Here is a 14,664-nt window from a genome sequence, read left to right on the forward strand (position 1 = left end):
GAAACGCCCGCTGCCTGGCCCCGGTACGGCCATCCCCCGTCGCCGCCGCATCGGATGACAGCCTTGGTGGCGATGCCATGCTGTGTTCCCGGATGCGCCAACGTCGGAGCGCGGCGATCGCGCTGGCGACTCCGAGGGAAACCGCGGGCACGAGCCGGCCGCAGGGTGGTCGCGGCAGCGACGGCCGGTCGGCCTTCGCTTCACGGTTGTGGCCAGGGCGGCATCGATGAGGCAGACAAGGGACCAGGTCCACTCACCTCCCCGGGATCGACGACAGATCATGTGCTACGGTTGCCCCGTTGCAGTTTTGATTTCCGTAGACGTTTTTTAGCGCCTGATGGGGGCATCTGAAACCCCTCCAGGCGCTTTTCGTTTTTCGTGTCGTTTCGACGCGGGTGATCAACGCGGCGGCGTAAGGGTCCGCACAGTGCGGTCTCTAACAGCCTGCGAGGAGCAGACATGACTACAGGTACCGTGAAGTGGTTCAACGCCGACAAGGGCTTCGGCTTCATCAGCCCGGACGACGGCGGCGCCGACGTCTTCGCCCACTTCTCCGCGATCTCGGCGAGCGGCTTCCGTAGCCTCGACGAGAACCAGAAGGTGGAGTTCGACGTCACCCAGGGCCAGAAGGGCCCGCAGGCGGAGAACATCCGCCCGCTCTGATCCACGCTCTGCGAACGGCGGCCCGACTGATTCAGCGGGCCGCCGTTCGGCGTTTCAGGCGCTCACCGCGGCATCTCTCACGCGACGGCGGCTTCTCGATGCTGTCCCGCAACGACCGGTGTACCGGGCACTCGCACAAGGGACGCAAGGGATCCGGACACCGCACAAGTGCGGGCTTCAAGACCAGTCCCTGTCCCACGGCTCCTCCCAGGGCGCATGGCTAACCCTCCTCCGCCCTCTGGCGACATTCCGCCGTGGAGTTCGAACGCGACCAGCCGGATAGGATTTCGGCCGTGGCGGCAGTACCGGCACCGACAGGTCCGTTCCGCTGGGACCTTGTCTCTCCAGCCCAGCTCGGCGCTCTCCTCGACGCTGTCCCCGAGCCCGATCTCTGGTTCCTACCCGAGCTGCTCGAATGCGCCGGCAAGGTCCTTGCCCGCAGCGCCGACGCGGACCTCTACTTCGTCGGCCGCTCCCCCGACAGCTTCTGTGACTGCGGCGAGCCTCGACGATCCAGGCACGCGATTCGAAGTACACGCCGCCGTCGGTGTTGTGGGTGTCGAGGTTGGCGCGTAGCCGCGTGCGTGTCTGCTCGGCGCCCGCGGCGTCGAGATAGGCAAGCAGGTTATTGGGTTCCAACAGGCTGAGCACGGCATCGAAGGCGGTGGCGCTGTCCGGGCCGTAGTAGACGGGCTTGTTCACGTCCGTGGAGCAGCCCCGGGACGTCACCAAAAGCTCGGCGCCGGAAGGCAGGGGCCGTTGGCCTACCGTCGCAGGGCTTTGGACCCTCAGCTCGTGCGGCGGGTAGCGGCCACCTCTCTCCCCCGGCCGATCTTGCTCGAACGCTTGAGGAGGAACGCGCCACCGACAACGAAGACGCCGCCGAGCACCAGCCCGATGATGTCGCCCCGGGACAGCGCGGTGAACAGCATCAATAGCCCGAAGATGACCGCCACGCCACCGATGAGTCGCATGAGGTAGCCGCCGACCAACCTGCCTCGTTCATTCACCATGGCATATCTTGTGCCCGGCGCAGGTGTTCTACAAACGATGGATGTCGTTGTGACCGTCGCGCGGTGGTACGTGGTCAGCCTTCCCACTGGAGCCGTCCGCTGTCCTTCCAGTCGCTGTGCCAGGACGAACAACCCGCACCCGCGACTGCGGTGGTCGGAGAGGCAGCGTGCAGGCTCGATGGGCCCGTGGTTCAGGTTCGGGCGAGCCGGCGGACGGCGAGGAGCGTGGCCGTCACGGCTATGCCGAGCAGGGCCGCTGCGGCGGTCAAGTTGAACCCGGCGCCGTGCCACGGGTCGCTGACCACGTCCATCAGGGGCCCCATCGGGGTGAAGTCGACGGCGGTGTTGAGGGCGTCGGGCAGCAGGTACGGCGGGGGCCCGCCACCGGCGATGAAGAAGAGCCCGAAGAAGAGCAGCAGTCCCACCCCCTGAGCGGCCCGCGCGGTCGGTAGTAGCGTCCCGAGTAGGACTCCGAGCGCCGCGAAGGCCAGCGTGCCGACGAGAAACCCGGCCAGCACCCCGATGGTCGAGGACGGTGCGTTGAGGTCGTAGCCTCCGAATCCGATCGCGATCATGAGAGCGGCGGCGACCGCCGCCATCAGCGCGGTGACGATGATCTGTGCACCCGCAAGCGGCCAGGCGGAGACACCGGCCGCGCGGAACCGACGCATCACTCCCCGTTCGCGGTACGCGGCCAGGTGGGTCGGGACGCCGAGAAACCCCATCACGGCGATCGCCGCGGCGGCGTACACGGGCACGTAGAAGTCGACGCCGCCGATGCCGCCCATCTCCGGATCGGGCTCGTTGCCGAACGAGCCGGCCAGCAGGACCAGCAGGAGGCCGGGAAACGCCAGGCTCATCAGGAGCGTGATCGGTTCCCGGCCGAGCAGTTTGATCTCGGTCCAGACGATGCGGGCGGTCATTGCGGTCCCCTCTGTGGTTCGTCGCGAAGCCGGCGACCGGCGATGGCGAGGAAGACGTCCTCGAGCGTGGGATGGTGAGTCCGAAAGTCGGCGGGAAACAGCCGCCGTTCGGCGAGGGCGGCCGCCACCGGCACCGTGGCCCAGGCCTGCCCGGCGATGGTGACTACACCGCCGGTGGTGCTGACATTGCTGATGCCCGGTATTCCGGCGATGAAGCCGACGTCCTGACCGTCGACGGTGAAGGTGATGGTGATCGGGCCGCCCTGCTGGGCGGTGAGGGTGTCCGGGCGATCCAGCGCGACAACCCGCCCGCCATCCACGATGGCTACCCGGTCGCAGAGTGCCTGTGCCTCTTCCATGAGGTGGGTGACGAGAACGACGCTGGCCCCCCGGTCGCGTACCCCTCGGACCAGGTCCCAGGTCACGCGGCGCGCCTGCGGGTCCAGCCCGGTGGTCAGCTCGTCCAGGAAGACGACCTCCGGCTGGCCGAGCATCGCCAGGGCGAGGAAGAGCCGCTGCCGTTGGCCGCCGGAGAGTGCGGCGAACGGCCGGCGCCGCAGCGCGGCCAGGTCCCAGGCCGCCAGCGTCGCCTCGACGTCTCCGCCGGACCCCGACGGGGCGAAGAGCCGGATCGCCTCGGCCACCCGCAGCCGGTCGGGCAGGGCGGAGGACTGCAGTTGCGACCCGATCCGCCGGCGCAGCTGTTCCGGCTCGCGGGTCGGGTCCAGGCCCAGGACCTCGACCCGCCCCCCGTCCCGTCCCCGCAGACCCTGAAGGCACTCCACGGTGGTGGTCTTACCGGCGCCGTTCGGGCCGAGCAGTCCGAAGATCTCGCCCCGCCGCACGGTGAACGACACGTCCTCGACGGCGACCACGCGCCCGTAGCTCTTGCGGAGATTCTCGACCCTCACGACATCCATGAGGTGACGCTACGAGAGCCCCGGGCCCGGGCACGTCCGCCGAAGGCGGTGTTCGCGGCTACTCCGAAGGAGGTACGGCCTGGACCAGCCCGGTCTCGTAGGCGACCACAGCCGCTTGGACCCGGCTCTCCACCGCGAGCTTGGTCAGGACCCGGGAGACATGGGTCTTCGCGGTCAGCTCGGCGATGTGCAGCCGGCCGGCTATCTCCCGGTTGGAGCAGCCGCGGGCGATGAGTCCCAACACCTCTCGCTCCCGCTCGGTGAGGGCCGCCAGCGCGGGCGGCGCTGGCCGGTCCCGCCGCAGCCGAGCGGCGACCAGATGGTCGACCAGGCGGCGGGTCGTCGATGGCGAGATGACCGCGCCGCCGCGCACCGCCGATCTGACCGCCTCCAGCAACTGTGCCGGCGGGGTGTCCTTCACCAGGAAGCCCACCGCCCCCGCCTCCAGGGCGTCGAAGACGTTCTCATCGGTGTCATAGGTCGTCAGGATCAACACGTGCGGCGGGTCGGCGGCGGCCAGCACCTTGCGGGTCGCCGCTATCCCGTCGAGCTTCGGCATCCGAATGTCCATGAGCACCACGTCGGGTCGGTGTACGGCGACGGCGGCTACCGCGCTCTCCCCGTCCTCGGCCTCGGCCACCACCTCGATCTGCGGATCGGAGTCGAGCAGCGCCCGGAAGCCGGCCCGCAGCAGCGCCTGGTCGTCGGCGATCAGCACTCGGATCACGGCGCCTCCAGTGGAAAGGTCGCGGTTACCCGGAACCCGTCGGGTCCGCCAGCGGTCGACAGCTCACCGTCGTAGAGGGCGACCCGCTCGGCCATCCCCCGCAGGCCCTGGCCAGGGAGGTACGCCGGATCGGCAGCGCCCCGGTCGTGGACCTCCACGGATAGCCGATCTGGTTGGTAGCTGATCGTGAGCTGCGCCCGTACGCCCGGAGCGTGCTTGATGACGTTGGTGAGCGACTCCTGGATCACCCGGTAGGCGGCCAGGTCGAGGCCGGGTGGGAGCGGCACCGGCGGTCCGGAGGCCGCGACGGTGACGGCGACCCCGGCGTCGCCTGCGGCGGCCACCAGCGACGGCACGTCGGCGAGGCCCGGCTGCGGCGCCGGCGCCGGGCCGACCTGGTCGCTCCGGGCCGGGTCGCGCAGCACGGTCAGCATGCGGCGCAACTCCGACAGCGCCTCCCGACCCGTCCGCTCGATGATGGTGAGCGCCTCGGCGGCCTGCGCCGGACGGGCGGCAACCAGGTGAGCGCCGACGCCGGCCTGCACGGTAATGACACTCATCGCGTGAGCGATGACGTCATGCAGCTCGCGGGCAAGCCGCGACCGCTCGTCGGCGATGGCACTCTCGGCGAGCGCCCGCTGCGCCGCCCGCAACTGCTCGGCCTTGACCTCCAGGTCCTCGGCGTAGCGCTGCCGGTCGTCGATGGCGACCCCGAGGACCCAGACCACGCCGCAGACCACAGCGACGTAGAGCAGATCGGTCACGCTCACCGGCCACTGACCGGCGACGACCGCGGTCATCATCCACAGGGGGGTGATGAGGGCGATGGCCCGCAGCCAGAGCGGCCGGCGCCAGGCGCCGGCGGCGTAGAGGGCGACCATCAGCGGCAGCGACTGGAGGAAGTGGCCCTCGTGCGCTCCGTCGAAGGGCGTTTCGAGCCAGAGCGGGTACGTGACACCGAAGACGAGCGCGATGGCGACGGGGTTCCACCGGATCGCCAGCACCGGCAGGGTGTTGGCGAGTAGCAGAGGTATGGCGCGGAGCGGGTACTCCTCGACGATCCGCCACTCGGGAACGGCGAACACGATGGTCAGGAGCGTGGTGAGCCCGACGAGGGCACGTCCGGACCGCATTGAATCAGCCTACGGGCTATTACCATGCGAGCGTGGCTCATGTTGCCCAGGTTCGCCGGCCGTACCCGCTGCTCGTCGCCGCGGCGGTCCTGTTGGCGCTCGGCGCGGCCACGGCCTGGGGCGTCGGCGACACGCTGGGGCTCAGCCACGCCCCCGCCGCCGTGCCGCGCGAGGACGCTGTCGCCGCGCCGGCGCGGACGCCCGCACCGGTCCCGCCGTTGGCGTCCCTCGTCGTGCCCGACGAACTGCGCATCAGGAAGGCCGCGGCCGCCGTCGCCGACGCGGTCGTCTCCCGCGGCCTGCCCCGGCCGGTGCTCGTCCCGGCAGCGTCAAGCCCGGCCAGGTCCGCGACGACCGCGCCGGGCACCGGCACGGTGCGCGTCGCGGCCCCGGACCTGTCGGCGGTGAGCACGCTGCGGGCGGGTGTGCTGTCCACCCTCAGCGGTACGCCCGAGTCGTACCGGCTCGACGTGCGCGGCGCCGAGCTGGCCGTCCAGGGCGGCGACGTCGCGGGCGTGGCAGCCGGGATGTACCGGCTGGCCGACCGGATCCGCTCCGGTGCCGAGGTGCTTCCTGCGGCGGACGCGGGTCGGGTGGTCATCCCCCGGCTCGGCCTGCGGCTGACCGACGCGGGTTCGGTGGGGCGCGAGCCCGACCCGGCCGTCTTCGCCGCCGGCGACGACTATGGCCTGAACACCGACGTGGTCGGGTCGGCGGTGCTGCCTCACGCGCCGTGGGTGGACGCTGGCGCGGTGGCCCGCATCGACGCGCAGTTTCGACAGTTCGTCGACCACTCGGTGACGCAGGGATTCAACGGAATCGTCGTGCCCGGCTTCCTGGAGTACGTCACGTTCGTGAAGGTCGGCGACGGGCGCGCGGTCTACCCGCCCGGCGACCCGCACGTCGAGCGCGCACGGGCGATGGTCGCGGCGTTCGGCCCCGTCTTCCGGTACGCCGAGGACATGGGCGTGCGGGTCTTCCTGCTGACCGACATGCTCGCGGTGTCGCCCCCGCTGGAGGCATACCTGACGCGGACCGTCGGCGGCCTCGACGCGGCCGACCCTCGGCTGTGGGCGGTTTACCAGGCCGGTCTGGCCGAGCTGTTCGAGAGCATGCCGTTCGTCGACGGCCTGATGGTCCGCGTCGGCGAGGGCGGCGAGGTGTACGCCGGAACCGGCTGGGACTACTCGTCAAGGCTCGCGGTCACCACGGAAAGGGCCGTGCGCGCGATGCTGCGGGCGCTGCTGGACATCGCGGGCCCAGCCGGGAAGGAGATCATCTTCCGCACGTGGACGGTGGGCGTCGGTGCCGTCGGCGACCTGCACACCAACCCGGTGTCGTACGCGCAGGTCCTCGGCGGGCTCGACGATCCGCATCTGATCGTGTCCACCAAGTACACCCTGGGCGACTTCTACAGCCACCTACCGCTGAACACCACCCTGCTGGGCGGCGGGCACCGCCGCATCGTGGAGTTCCAGGCCCGGCGCGAGTTCGAGGCGTTCGGCTCGCTGCCCAACGATCTCGGCCCGCTGCACCGCCAGGCGCTGCGCGCATTCCTTGCCGCCAACCCGAACGTCGAGGGTGTCTGGAACTGGACCCAAGACGGCGGCCCGTTGCGCGCCGGGCCCATGTCGCTGTACCTGCGGGCAGGGTTCTGGCAGCTCTACGACCTCAACACGTACGCCGTCGGCCGCCTGGCCTGGGACCCGCACGCCGACCCGGCGCAGGTCACGGCGGACTGGGCGTACCGCACGTTCTCCGGCGACCCGGGCACCGTCGCCGCGATCGGGCAGGCCATGGCGTTGTCCCGGCAGGCGGTCACCAAAGGCCTCTACATCGGTCCGTACGCCGAGCGGTCGGTGCGGGCGCTCGGGCTGGAACCACCGCCCATGATGTGGATCTTCGAGTGGGACATCCCTACCGGCGACTCTGCGGCGCTGGACAGCATCTACGCGGTGACCGGTGGCCGCGTCGACGAGGCGATCGAGGAGGGCGCGCAGGCCGTCGTGCTGGCCCGGCGCATGCGCGACCTGGTCGCCGCGACCGAGCCGGCGACCTGGCGGGACGCCGAACTGCGCCGGCGCTTCACCGCGACTCTCGACTACCAGGTCGACCTGTTCGAGACGCTCAGCGCGTACCGGGCCATGGTGCTGCGGCACGCGCAGTGGCTGGACACGGGTGACCCGGCCGCCCGCCACGACTGGCGGCTGGCCGCAGCGGCATACCACGACGCCCGCGACGCGCACCGGCAGCGCTACGGCGCCGACCTGGACCTGCCCGCGTACAACTTCACCGCCGCCGACCTCGGGGCGCGGCGCGCCGACCGGGACCCGGCGATGGCCTGGGCGGCCCGGGCGATGCTCGGGTCGATCCTGCTGCTGGTGCTGCTCGGCCTGTACGGGCGCGGGTTCGGCGCGGCCGCCGCGCGCGCGTTGCTGCTCGGCGCGCTCCGGCCGTGGCGGGTCGCTTCGCTGCCGACGCCCATGACGCGGGCGGACCGGGTGTTGGTGTGGCTGGTCCCGGCCGTGGTACTGGTGGCGAGCCGGCTCGTGTTGACCTGGTTCGCCGCGCCGGCGCACCTGCTGGTCACCCTCGGTGGGTGGGCGCTGTTCACCCTCGTCGTACGCCTCGTCGTCGGCCGGCGGGATCCGTTCCACCTGTGGGCCGTGGTCGGCGGCGTCGCGCTGCTGCGCAGCGTGCTGCTGCTGGCGGCGCTCGCCGGGCGCGGACCGGGCGGTTACTGGTTCGCCTTCTGGACTGCGCCGAGTCTGCGCGCGGCGTACGTCACCGTCGCGTTCGCGGCGTTCTGCTGGCTGTTCGTGGCCGTCGCCGTGGTCCTGCGGGACCGCTACGGCCTGCGCCGCCGAAGCGCCGTCGGGCTGACCCTCACCGCCGCGGGTGCGCCCCTCGGGGTGCTGTCCGCCCTGGTCTCGGTAGTGGGCCTGGAACGCGCGCTGACGGTGTGGAATGACCAGCTCGCGCTGCTGCCCTGGGGCCTGTCCCGCATCCTCGGCATCACCGTCCACCTCGGTATCCCCAGCCAACTACCTGCATACACCGCCGCCACCGGAATCGCCTTGGCCGCCGCCGGCCTGCTCCTGTCACTCGGCCGCCACCGGCAATCCGCCTGACCGCCCAACCCCCCGACGCCCTTGATCTCCGTCGGCGCAGGCCCCTGTTCGCGGACTGATCTATGCCGGCTCGCGCACGCCACCGGCGTTGCCACCGTCGTCCGGCATCGGTTCGGCCGGGGCTTCTGGCAGTTCGTCCGGCGCGCCGGGCAGAAGGACGCCCGCGTCGTCGGGCACCGGTTCGCGCGGGTCGATGGGCGGATACTGTTCGGGGTCGAGATCGGGTCCAGTCATCAGGCGAGTATCCGTCGTCTTCCGGACTGCCGCTCGTCGAGCCCGCGAGCTTTGGCGGCCTTCCCCTCGTCAAGGCGCCTGGCGGCACTGGTCCGTTCGCTGCCTGAGCCTGACCGGTGACGAGGCAGGGCTGGCCGCGTCGCCGAGTGGTCTGGAGACAAGCGGAGGGTCATGTTGCCCCGCTGACCACGGACACGCGGTCGCCACGGTGGTCCGGTTGGCCCCCGTGCTCGGCCCGCCGTGACCCGCAGGGGCTGCCCGGACGGCACAGATCGCGCAATCGTCCGGCAAGCCGAGGTCGCCTTGAAGGGTCACCGCACGGATCGGGCGCGGATTCCCTTTGGTCAGTCCGAATTCATCGTGTCTCTCTACCTTGCCATCGGATCACTACCGAGAAGTAGCTGGTCCTTCGTTCCTGACGAAATGAGGACTGATGGCAGTAAGCAAGCGGGTGGGCCTGGGTGCTGCGGTGGCCGCGCTGATCCTGACGCTGCCGGGCGCCGCGTCCGCAACCGAGCGGAGCACGTGGAACCGGGCCGAGTTGATCAAATTCGCCATGCTGCCGGCAGCGACCTTCGTTCCCGGCAGCGAACCGTCCGGCTCGTCGCTCGGCACTGCCCCGATCAACGGCATCATTCCGCCGTTCGTGGACCAACCGGTCCAGGGGTTCAGCGGCGTCCTCCGCAACACCGACGGCACCTTCGACGTGTTGTCCGACAACGGCTTCGGCAACAAGGCCAACAGTGCCGACTTCCTGCTGCGTGTCCAGCGGGTCGCGCCCGGCTTTGCCGGCGGCGCCGTCGACGTCGTCGGCGGCATCAACCTGACCGACCCGTACGGCAAGGTTCCGTTCGCTCTCACCCGCGCCGACCGCGTGCTCACCGGTGCCGACTTCGACGTCGAGTCGATCACTCGCACGGCCGACGGCACGTACTGGATCGGTGACGAATTCGGTCCGTACCTGCTGCACTTCGACCGGGCGGGCCGCCTCCTGCAGGCACCGGTGCCACTGCCGGGGGTGTTCGCTCCCGAGAACCCGACCCGCGGGACGACCCCGGCCAACCTCGCCAGCAGCAAGGGCTTCGAGGGCATGGCCCAGTCACCGGACGGCGCCACCCTCTATCCGCTGCTCGAGGGCACGGTCGCGGGCGACCCGACGGGCACACTCCGGCTCAACGAGTTCGACGTCAGGACCAACGCCTACACCGGTCGGCGCTGGACCTACGCGCTCGACGCTGCCGATCACGCGATCGGCGACGCGATCATGGTCGACCGCGACCGCTTCCTGATCATCGAACGGGACAACGGCCAGGGTGAGACGGCGAAGGTGAAGAGGGTCTACCTGGCCGACAAGCGCGACCGGAACCGGGACGGGCGCCTCGACAAAACGCTGGTCGCCGACCTGATGAACATCGCCAACCCGCGACACGTCGGCGGGTTCGGCGGCACCTTCACGTTCCCGTTCCAGACCATCGAGGATGTGGTGATCCTCGACGACCAGACGATCGCCGTCCTCAACGACAACAACTTCCCGTCCTCCTCGGGCCGCACGGCCGGCCAGGCGGACAACAACGAGTTCATCGTGATCAAGCTGGACCACCGCCTGGATGCCGACAAGCGCATCCTGCGTCGCTACTGACCCGGACACCAGGGGTGGGTGGCCTGATCCGCCGCCCACCCCGTACCGGCACGTCTGGGCCTGGTCCAACTGGTGCCGACGACGCCAACACCAAGCCCGAACCTGCCACTGCCGACGACACGGCTACCCCTGACCAACTGCCGTCGCGGTACTAGCTGACCCGGCGCTGGATGCGCCAGAGGCCGACCGCGGCGAGGATCGCGCTGAGACCGAGATACAGGGCTAGTTCGATCAGTTGGAAGGGCCAGAAGCGACGATTGGGCTGGTAGGCCATGTCGACGTGGAGGTCGAGTTTGCCGAGGCATACCGCGGTGTCCCCAAACGTGCCGGTGGCGCCGGTCTTCGGGGCCTTGTTGAAACACTCGTTGAAGGCTGCGTCGGACAATTGCCGGCCATCAGAGGTCAGGAGCTCGCTGGTATTCGTGACCCAGGCGTCCGGTATCTCCAGCCCTCCGACGACCGGACTGCCAGTGATGCTTCCCAAGCTCCGGGCCTGGTTGATCGCATCGGCACTCATCGGCACGGTGACCTGCTCGGCCGGCATGAAATGCGGTCGCAGGAGGTTCGGTACGGCGAACTGCACGGCGATCACGGCTAGGAGCACCAACGCCATCGCCGGCAGGGTACGCCGTACCAGGAGCCCGGTGACGGCGCCGGATATGAAGCCGAAGGCTGCGTACCCGATGGGCGCGATACCGCGCGCACCGAACAGGACCGCACTGAACCGGTCGCCGGCTGCCTGGTCGACTGGGGTCGCCGCCCAGGTCAGCAGCGCGCTGAGCGTACCGGCGACGGCCATGCTGGTAAGGCCGAGAACCGTCAGCTTGACCGCGAGCCAGCGGCGGCGGGGCACGCTCTGGTTCCACGCCAGTCGATGTGTGCCGGACTCCAGTTCCCGAGCGATGAGCGGCGCGCCCCAGAACGCCCCGATGAGCGCGGGTACCAGGCCAAAACCGCTGGCGAGGAACAGCATCGTCTGCCCGTACTGGCCCGGAAGCTGGGATGTGTCGCGCGCGGCACGGATGTCGTTGCCGAGGTGAATCAGGTATATGGCGGACAGGACCAGCAGGACCGCTCCAACCAGCGCCTGGATGCGGAACTGCCGCAGGCTCATCCTGATCATCGCGACACCGCCGCACTCCCGCTTGGGACGGCACTCGTTTCGGCTGCCCGCGACATGTAGGCAAGAACCATCTCCTCCAGCGCTACCGGCTCGGCGTTCTTCGGCCGTACCGCTGCGTCGCACCGGACCAGAGTGTGGCCGTGCTCGGTCCAGATGACCTCGGCCCCGGCGGGCGTTGCGGCGGGGTTGCTCGCGATTCTGTGATGCGCGGCGAGCAAGCTCCGTACCGGACCGGCGACCTGGACGCGTGAGTCGCAGAGTACGACGAGGTAGTCACAGACCTGCTCGACGTCGCTCAACAGGTGTGAGGAGAGCACGGCGCTGGCGCCGAGCTCGTTCACGAATTCTGCGAGGCTGCGCATGAAGCCCCTGCGTGCCAGGGGATCCAGTGCGGCGGCGGGCTCGTCGAAGATGAGCAGCTCGGGTCGCTTCGCGGCGGCGATGGCCAACGCAAGCTGCGCGCGCTGGCCGCCGGAGAGCCGGCCCGCCTTCTGCGCCGGGTCCAGGCCGACCTCCGCGATCCGTCGCTTGGCCAGCGCCGCGTCCCAGGACGGGTTCAGCCACGCACCCATCTTCAGGTGGTCGGCAACGCTGAACGAGGCGTACACCGGGGTGTCCTGGGCAACGAAGCCCACCCGGGCCAGGTGCGCCGCGCTGGCGGCCGGACTGGACCCGAGGACGGACAACGTCCCAGAGGTCGCTCCGATCAGGCCGCAGGCCAGTTGCAGGAGTGTGGACTTGCCGGCGCCGTTCGGGCCGACCAGCCCGACGACATGCCCGCGTGGGATCCGCAGGTTGCAGTCGGTCAATGCGACGCGGCGGCCATAGCGTTTGTTCAGCCGCTCGGCGTGCAGGACGAGTGGGGTTTGCATGGGCTCAGCATGCGGACGACCGGCGGCGCCAGGCATCGGCCCAAAGCAGGGGCAGATACGCCGACGACCCTACTTTTGACCGGTTCGCGTTGGGTGGCGATCTTCTAGCGTCCTCAGGTATGGACACGACACACCGATCGGCGGTGAACGCCGTGGCGGTTGGGATTGCGCTGCGCGCGGCGACCGGACGGGCCTCGTAACGTGAACGCGGTGAGCATCTGGAACCGACCGTTGAGGGTCGCGACCACGACAGGACTCGCCGTGGTCTTGTTCGCCGCGCTCGGCGTCGAGGCTGTGGCGATCGCCCAGACGTGGGGCGTCAGGTACTGGCTCGCCGGCGGTTCGGCCGCCGTCGTGGTCTGTGTGCTGGCGCTGGTACGGCAGCAGCGGGCGTGGGCGGCGGTAACCGGTCTCGGGATCGCTGGGTTGGCCATCGCGGTGGCCCGGGTGTTCCACCTACCGACGGAGCCGGGACCGGCGATGGCGCTGGCTCTCGCCGTCCTCGTCGGGTCGGCGGTGCGAGCGCTGCCTGCCGTGCCAGCTGGTGTGCATGCCGCCGGAGGGCTTGCAGTGGTCTGCGGCGCCTACGTCGCCGCCCGGCCGCAATCCTCAGGCGCCTCAGGGGTCGTAGCCATGAACGCTGCGGCCTGGCTCGGCGCGGTATCGGTCGGGCTGGCGCTGCGGTTGCTGGATGGTCGTGCGGCGACCACTGTCGAGAAGGTACGCCGGAACGAGCGGCTGGAGCTGGCCCGGGAACTGCACGACGTGGTGGCCCACCACGTCACCGGCATGTTGATCCAGGCGCAGGCCGCTCAGCTCGTCGCGCGCAAGAACCCGGGGCAGGTGGCCGAGTCGTTGACCGGGATCGAGGCAGCCGGCACGGAGGCGCTGCGCGCGATGCGCCGCGTCGTCGGGCTGCTGCGCGACACCGATGACGCGCCGCCCGCCTCGGCCGGGCCGGAACAGATGAGCCTGCTCGTCGAGCGCTTCAACCGGCAGGGCCCGCCGGTGCTCCTGCGGATGCCCGAGCAGGGCGCCCCGTGGCCGCCGGAGGTGACCAGCACCGTGTACCGGATCGTCCGGGAGTCGCTGACGAATGTCGCCTGCCACGCGCCGCACGCCCGCGGCGTCACCGTCACCATTGATCAGAATCCTTCCGGTGTCACGGTCGAGGTGACAGACGACGCCCCACCCGGACCCCCTCGCGCCGCCCACCGGAGCGGGTACGGCCTCATCGGCATGCGCGAACGCGTCGAGACCCTCGGCGGTACGCTGCGCACCGGCCCACGCGCCGACATCGGTTGGTCGGTCCTCGCCACGCTACCCATCGACGATCGACGGTCACGATGACGATCCGCGTACTGCTCGCCGACGACCAGGCGATGATCCGTGGCGGCCTGAAGCTCATCCTCGAAGACCAGCCAGACATCAGGGTCATCGCCGAGGCGTCGGACGGTCCCGACGCGATAGCGCGGGCTCGCCAACTGCGACCCGACGTCTGCCTGGTGGACATCCGAATGCCCCGGCTTGACGGTATCGAGGTGACCCGGGCACTGGCTGGGCCCGGCGTACCCAACCCGATGCGGGTCATCGTCGTTACCACGTTCGACCTCGACGAGTACGTGTACGGCGCGCTGCGCGGAGGCGCGGCCGGCTTCATCCTCAAGGACGCTGGCCCGGCCCTGCTCGTCGAGGCGGTGCGCGCGGCTTACAACGGTGATGCGCTGGTCTCCCCGTCAGTCACCGTACGGCTACTGCGACACCTGACCGCGCCGGTACGAGAACCCGACAAGTCGCTACCGACGTTGTCCGAACGCGAGATCCAGGTGGTGCGGGAGATCGCGCGCGGCCGCACCAACCTGGAGATCGGGGCCGAATTGTTCATCTCCCTGAGTACGGTCAAGAGTCACGTCTCGACCATCCAGACAAAGCTCCGCCTCCGCAACCGCACAGAGATCGCCGTCTGGGCCTGGGAGAACCGGATCGTCGAGACCGCTTGAACCGCGGCCAAATCGGCGCTCACGACCTGAACGGTCTACCGGGCGGCGACATTCGGCTGCCCGAAGGGCTCGGCCAGCGTCTGGTTGAGGCTGTCAACCACCCCCAGATTAGGCCACTAGCGCGGTCGTGATCAGCGCGGCTGCCACCGCCAGGCTCAGGGCTAGTAGCGCTCCGGTAAGGCGGTGATGGAAGGCCGGGCTACGGGCGAGCGGTTGCTGCAGCGCCGTCCATGTCGTCGCGCCGAACAGCGTCAGCGTGAGAACCACGATAATGATCATGGGATGA

At 69.9% G+C, this 14,664-nt stretch carries 14 protein-coding genes; 5 read left to right on the forward strand and 9 right to left on the reverse strand.

Going from position 1 to position 14,664, the window contains the following annotated elements:
• The first annotated feature begins 459 nt into the window (after positions 1-459).
• Positions 460-663 carry a transcription antiterminator/RNA stability regulator CspE gene (cspE, locus tag ACQRWP_RS16645; protein WP_043326981.1) on the forward strand — a complete coding sequence of 68 codons (204 nt, stop codon included), beginning with the start codon at positions 460-462 and terminating at the stop codon, positions 661-663.
• A gap of 788 nt (positions 664-1,451) precedes the next feature.
• On the opposite strand, the gene ACQRWP_RS16650 is transcribed toward cspE, so the two are convergent.
• The 5 genes from ACQRWP_RS16650 to ACQRWP_RS16670 all read right to left on the reverse strand — a co-directional run bounded on the left by ACQRWP_RS16650 (position 1,452) and on the right by ACQRWP_RS16670 (position 5,379).
• The gene (locus ACQRWP_RS16650) at positions 1,452-1,676 is read right to left on the reverse strand and encodes a hypothetical protein (protein WP_430503119.1); all 225 of its coding nucleotides are present in this window, start codon (positions 1,674-1,676) and stop codon (positions 1,452-1,454) included.
• 191 nt (positions 1,677-1,867) lie between these two features.
• Complete coding sequence (locus ACQRWP_RS16655; protein WP_430503120.1) at positions 1,868-2,599, reverse strand: ABC transporter permease; 732 nt, start codon at positions 2,597-2,599, stop codon at positions 1,868-1,870.
• Positions 2,596-3,519, reverse strand: coding sequence for an ABC transporter ATP-binding protein (locus tag ACQRWP_RS16660; protein WP_430503121.1), 924 nt, complete (start codon positions 3,517-3,519; stop codon positions 2,596-2,598). The genes ACQRWP_RS16655 and ACQRWP_RS16660 overlap by 4 nt, the downstream gene beginning before the upstream one ends.
• A 58-nt stretch (positions 3,520-3,577) precedes the next feature.
• A complete protein-coding gene (locus ACQRWP_RS16665; protein WP_430503122.1) occupies positions 3,578-4,246 on the reverse strand; it encodes a response regulator in 669 nt (222 codons plus the stop codon).
• On the reverse strand, positions 4,243-5,379 hold the full coding sequence (locus ACQRWP_RS16670) for a sensor histidine kinase (RefSeq protein WP_430503123.1): 1,137 nt from the start codon (positions 5,377-5,379) through the stop codon (positions 4,243-4,245). The genes ACQRWP_RS16665 and ACQRWP_RS16670 overlap by 4 nt, the downstream gene beginning before the upstream one ends.
• A 32-nt stretch (positions 5,380-5,411) precedes the next feature.
• Between ACQRWP_RS16670 and ACQRWP_RS16675 the strand changes: the two genes are divergently transcribed.
• A complete protein-coding gene (locus ACQRWP_RS16675) occupies positions 5,412-8,510 on the forward strand; it encodes a hypothetical protein (protein ID WP_430503124.1) in 3,099 nt (1,032 codons plus the stop codon).
• A gap of 60 nt (positions 8,511-8,570) precedes the next feature.
• Here ACQRWP_RS16675 and ACQRWP_RS16680 read toward each other — a convergent pair whose 3' ends face one another.
• Positions 8,571-8,744 carry a hypothetical protein gene (locus tag ACQRWP_RS16680; RefSeq protein ID WP_167457586.1) on the reverse strand — a complete coding sequence of 58 codons (174 nt, stop codon included), beginning with the start codon at positions 8,742-8,744 and terminating at the stop codon, positions 8,571-8,573.
• Between the two features lie 433 nt (positions 8,745-9,177).
• Between ACQRWP_RS16680 and ACQRWP_RS16685 the strand changes: the two genes are divergently transcribed.
• Positions 9,178-10,383, forward strand: a complete 1,206-nt coding sequence (locus tag ACQRWP_RS16685) for an esterase-like activity of phytase family protein (RefSeq protein WP_430495885.1) — start codon at positions 9,178-9,180, stop codon at positions 10,381-10,383.
• A 151-nt stretch (positions 10,384-10,534) separates the two neighbouring features.
• On the opposite strand, the gene ACQRWP_RS16690 is transcribed toward ACQRWP_RS16685, so the two are convergent.
• Complete coding sequence (locus ACQRWP_RS16690; RefSeq protein ID WP_430495887.1) at positions 10,535-11,506, reverse strand: ABC transporter permease subunit; 972 nt, start codon at positions 11,504-11,506, stop codon at positions 10,535-10,537.
• On the reverse strand, positions 11,503-12,378 hold the full coding sequence (locus ACQRWP_RS16695) for an ABC transporter ATP-binding protein (RefSeq protein ID WP_430495889.1): 876 nt from the start codon (positions 12,376-12,378) through the stop codon (positions 11,503-11,505). The genes ACQRWP_RS16690 and ACQRWP_RS16695 overlap by 4 nt, the downstream gene beginning before the upstream one ends.
• Before the next feature lie 210 nt (positions 12,379-12,588).
• On the opposite strand from ACQRWP_RS16695, the gene ACQRWP_RS16700 reads away from it, so the two are divergent.
• Together ACQRWP_RS16700 and ACQRWP_RS16705 are read left to right on the forward strand one after the other, a co-directional pair.
• Positions 12,589-13,728 (forward strand): sensor histidine kinase, encoded by a 1,140-nt coding sequence (locus tag ACQRWP_RS16700; RefSeq protein WP_430495891.1) that lies wholly within the window; start codon positions 12,589-12,591, stop codon positions 13,726-13,728.
• Positions 13,725-14,378, forward strand: coding sequence for a response regulator (locus tag ACQRWP_RS16705; protein ID WP_430495892.1), 654 nt, complete (start codon positions 13,725-13,727; stop codon positions 14,376-14,378). The genes ACQRWP_RS16700 and ACQRWP_RS16705 overlap by 4 nt, the downstream gene beginning before the upstream one ends.
• Positions 14,379-14,486: 108 nt before the next feature.
• Here the strand turns inward: ACQRWP_RS16705 and ACQRWP_RS16710 are convergent, their stop codons facing one another.
• The gene (locus ACQRWP_RS16710) at positions 14,487-14,657 is read right to left on the reverse strand and encodes a hypothetical protein (protein ID WP_430495894.1); all 171 of its coding nucleotides are present in this window, start codon (positions 14,655-14,657) and stop codon (positions 14,487-14,489) included.
• Positions 14,658-14,664: the final 7 nt, after the last annotated feature.

Origin of the sequence: Micromonospora trifolii, assembly GCF_050516465.1 — a bacterium.
Classification (GTDB): domain Bacteria; phylum Actinomycetota; class Actinomycetes; order Mycobacteriales; family Micromonosporaceae; genus Micromonospora; species Micromonospora trifolii.

Excerpts from the sequence above, each read along its gene's own strand:
- cspE (WP_043326981.1), top strand. The coding sequence starts at position 460 with ATGACTACAGGTACCGTGAAGTGGTTCAACGCCGACAAGGGCTTCGGC.
- ACQRWP_RS16650 (WP_430503119.1), bottom strand. The coding sequence starts at position 1,676 with ATGGTGAATGAACGAGGCAGGTTGGTCGGCGGCTACCTCATGCGACTC.
- ACQRWP_RS16655 (WP_430503120.1), bottom strand. The coding sequence starts at position 2,599 with ATGACCGCCCGCATCGTCTGGACCGAGATCAAACTGCTCGGCCGGGAA.
- ACQRWP_RS16660 (WP_430503121.1), bottom strand. The coding sequence starts at position 3,519 with ATGGATGTCGTGAGGGTCGAGAATCTCCGCAAGAGCTACGGGCGCGTG.
- ACQRWP_RS16670 (WP_430503123.1), bottom strand. The coding sequence starts at position 5,379 with ATGCGGTCCGGACGTGCCCTCGTCGGGCTCACCACGCTCCTGACCATC.
- ACQRWP_RS16680 (WP_167457586.1), bottom strand. The coding sequence starts at position 8,744 with ATGACTGGACCCGATCTCGACCCCGAACAGTATCCGCCCATCGACCCG.
- ACQRWP_RS16685 (WP_430495885.1), top strand. The coding sequence starts at position 9,178 with ATGGCAGTAAGCAAGCGGGTGGGCCTGGGTGCTGCGGTGGCCGCGCTG.
- ACQRWP_RS16690 (WP_430495887.1), bottom strand. The coding sequence starts at position 11,506 with ATGATCAGGATGAGCCTGCGGCAGTTCCGCATCCAGGCGCTGGTTGGA.
- ACQRWP_RS16695 (WP_430495889.1), bottom strand. The coding sequence starts at position 12,378 with ATGCAAACCCCACTCGTCCTGCACGCCGAGCGGCTGAACAAACGCTAT.
- ACQRWP_RS16705 (WP_430495892.1), top strand. The coding sequence starts at position 13,725 with ATGACGATCCGCGTACTGCTCGCCGACGACCAGGCGATGATCCGTGGC.
- ACQRWP_RS16710 (WP_430495894.1), bottom strand. The coding sequence starts at position 14,657 with ATGATCATTATCGTGGTTCTCACGCTGACGCTGTTCGGCGCGACGACA.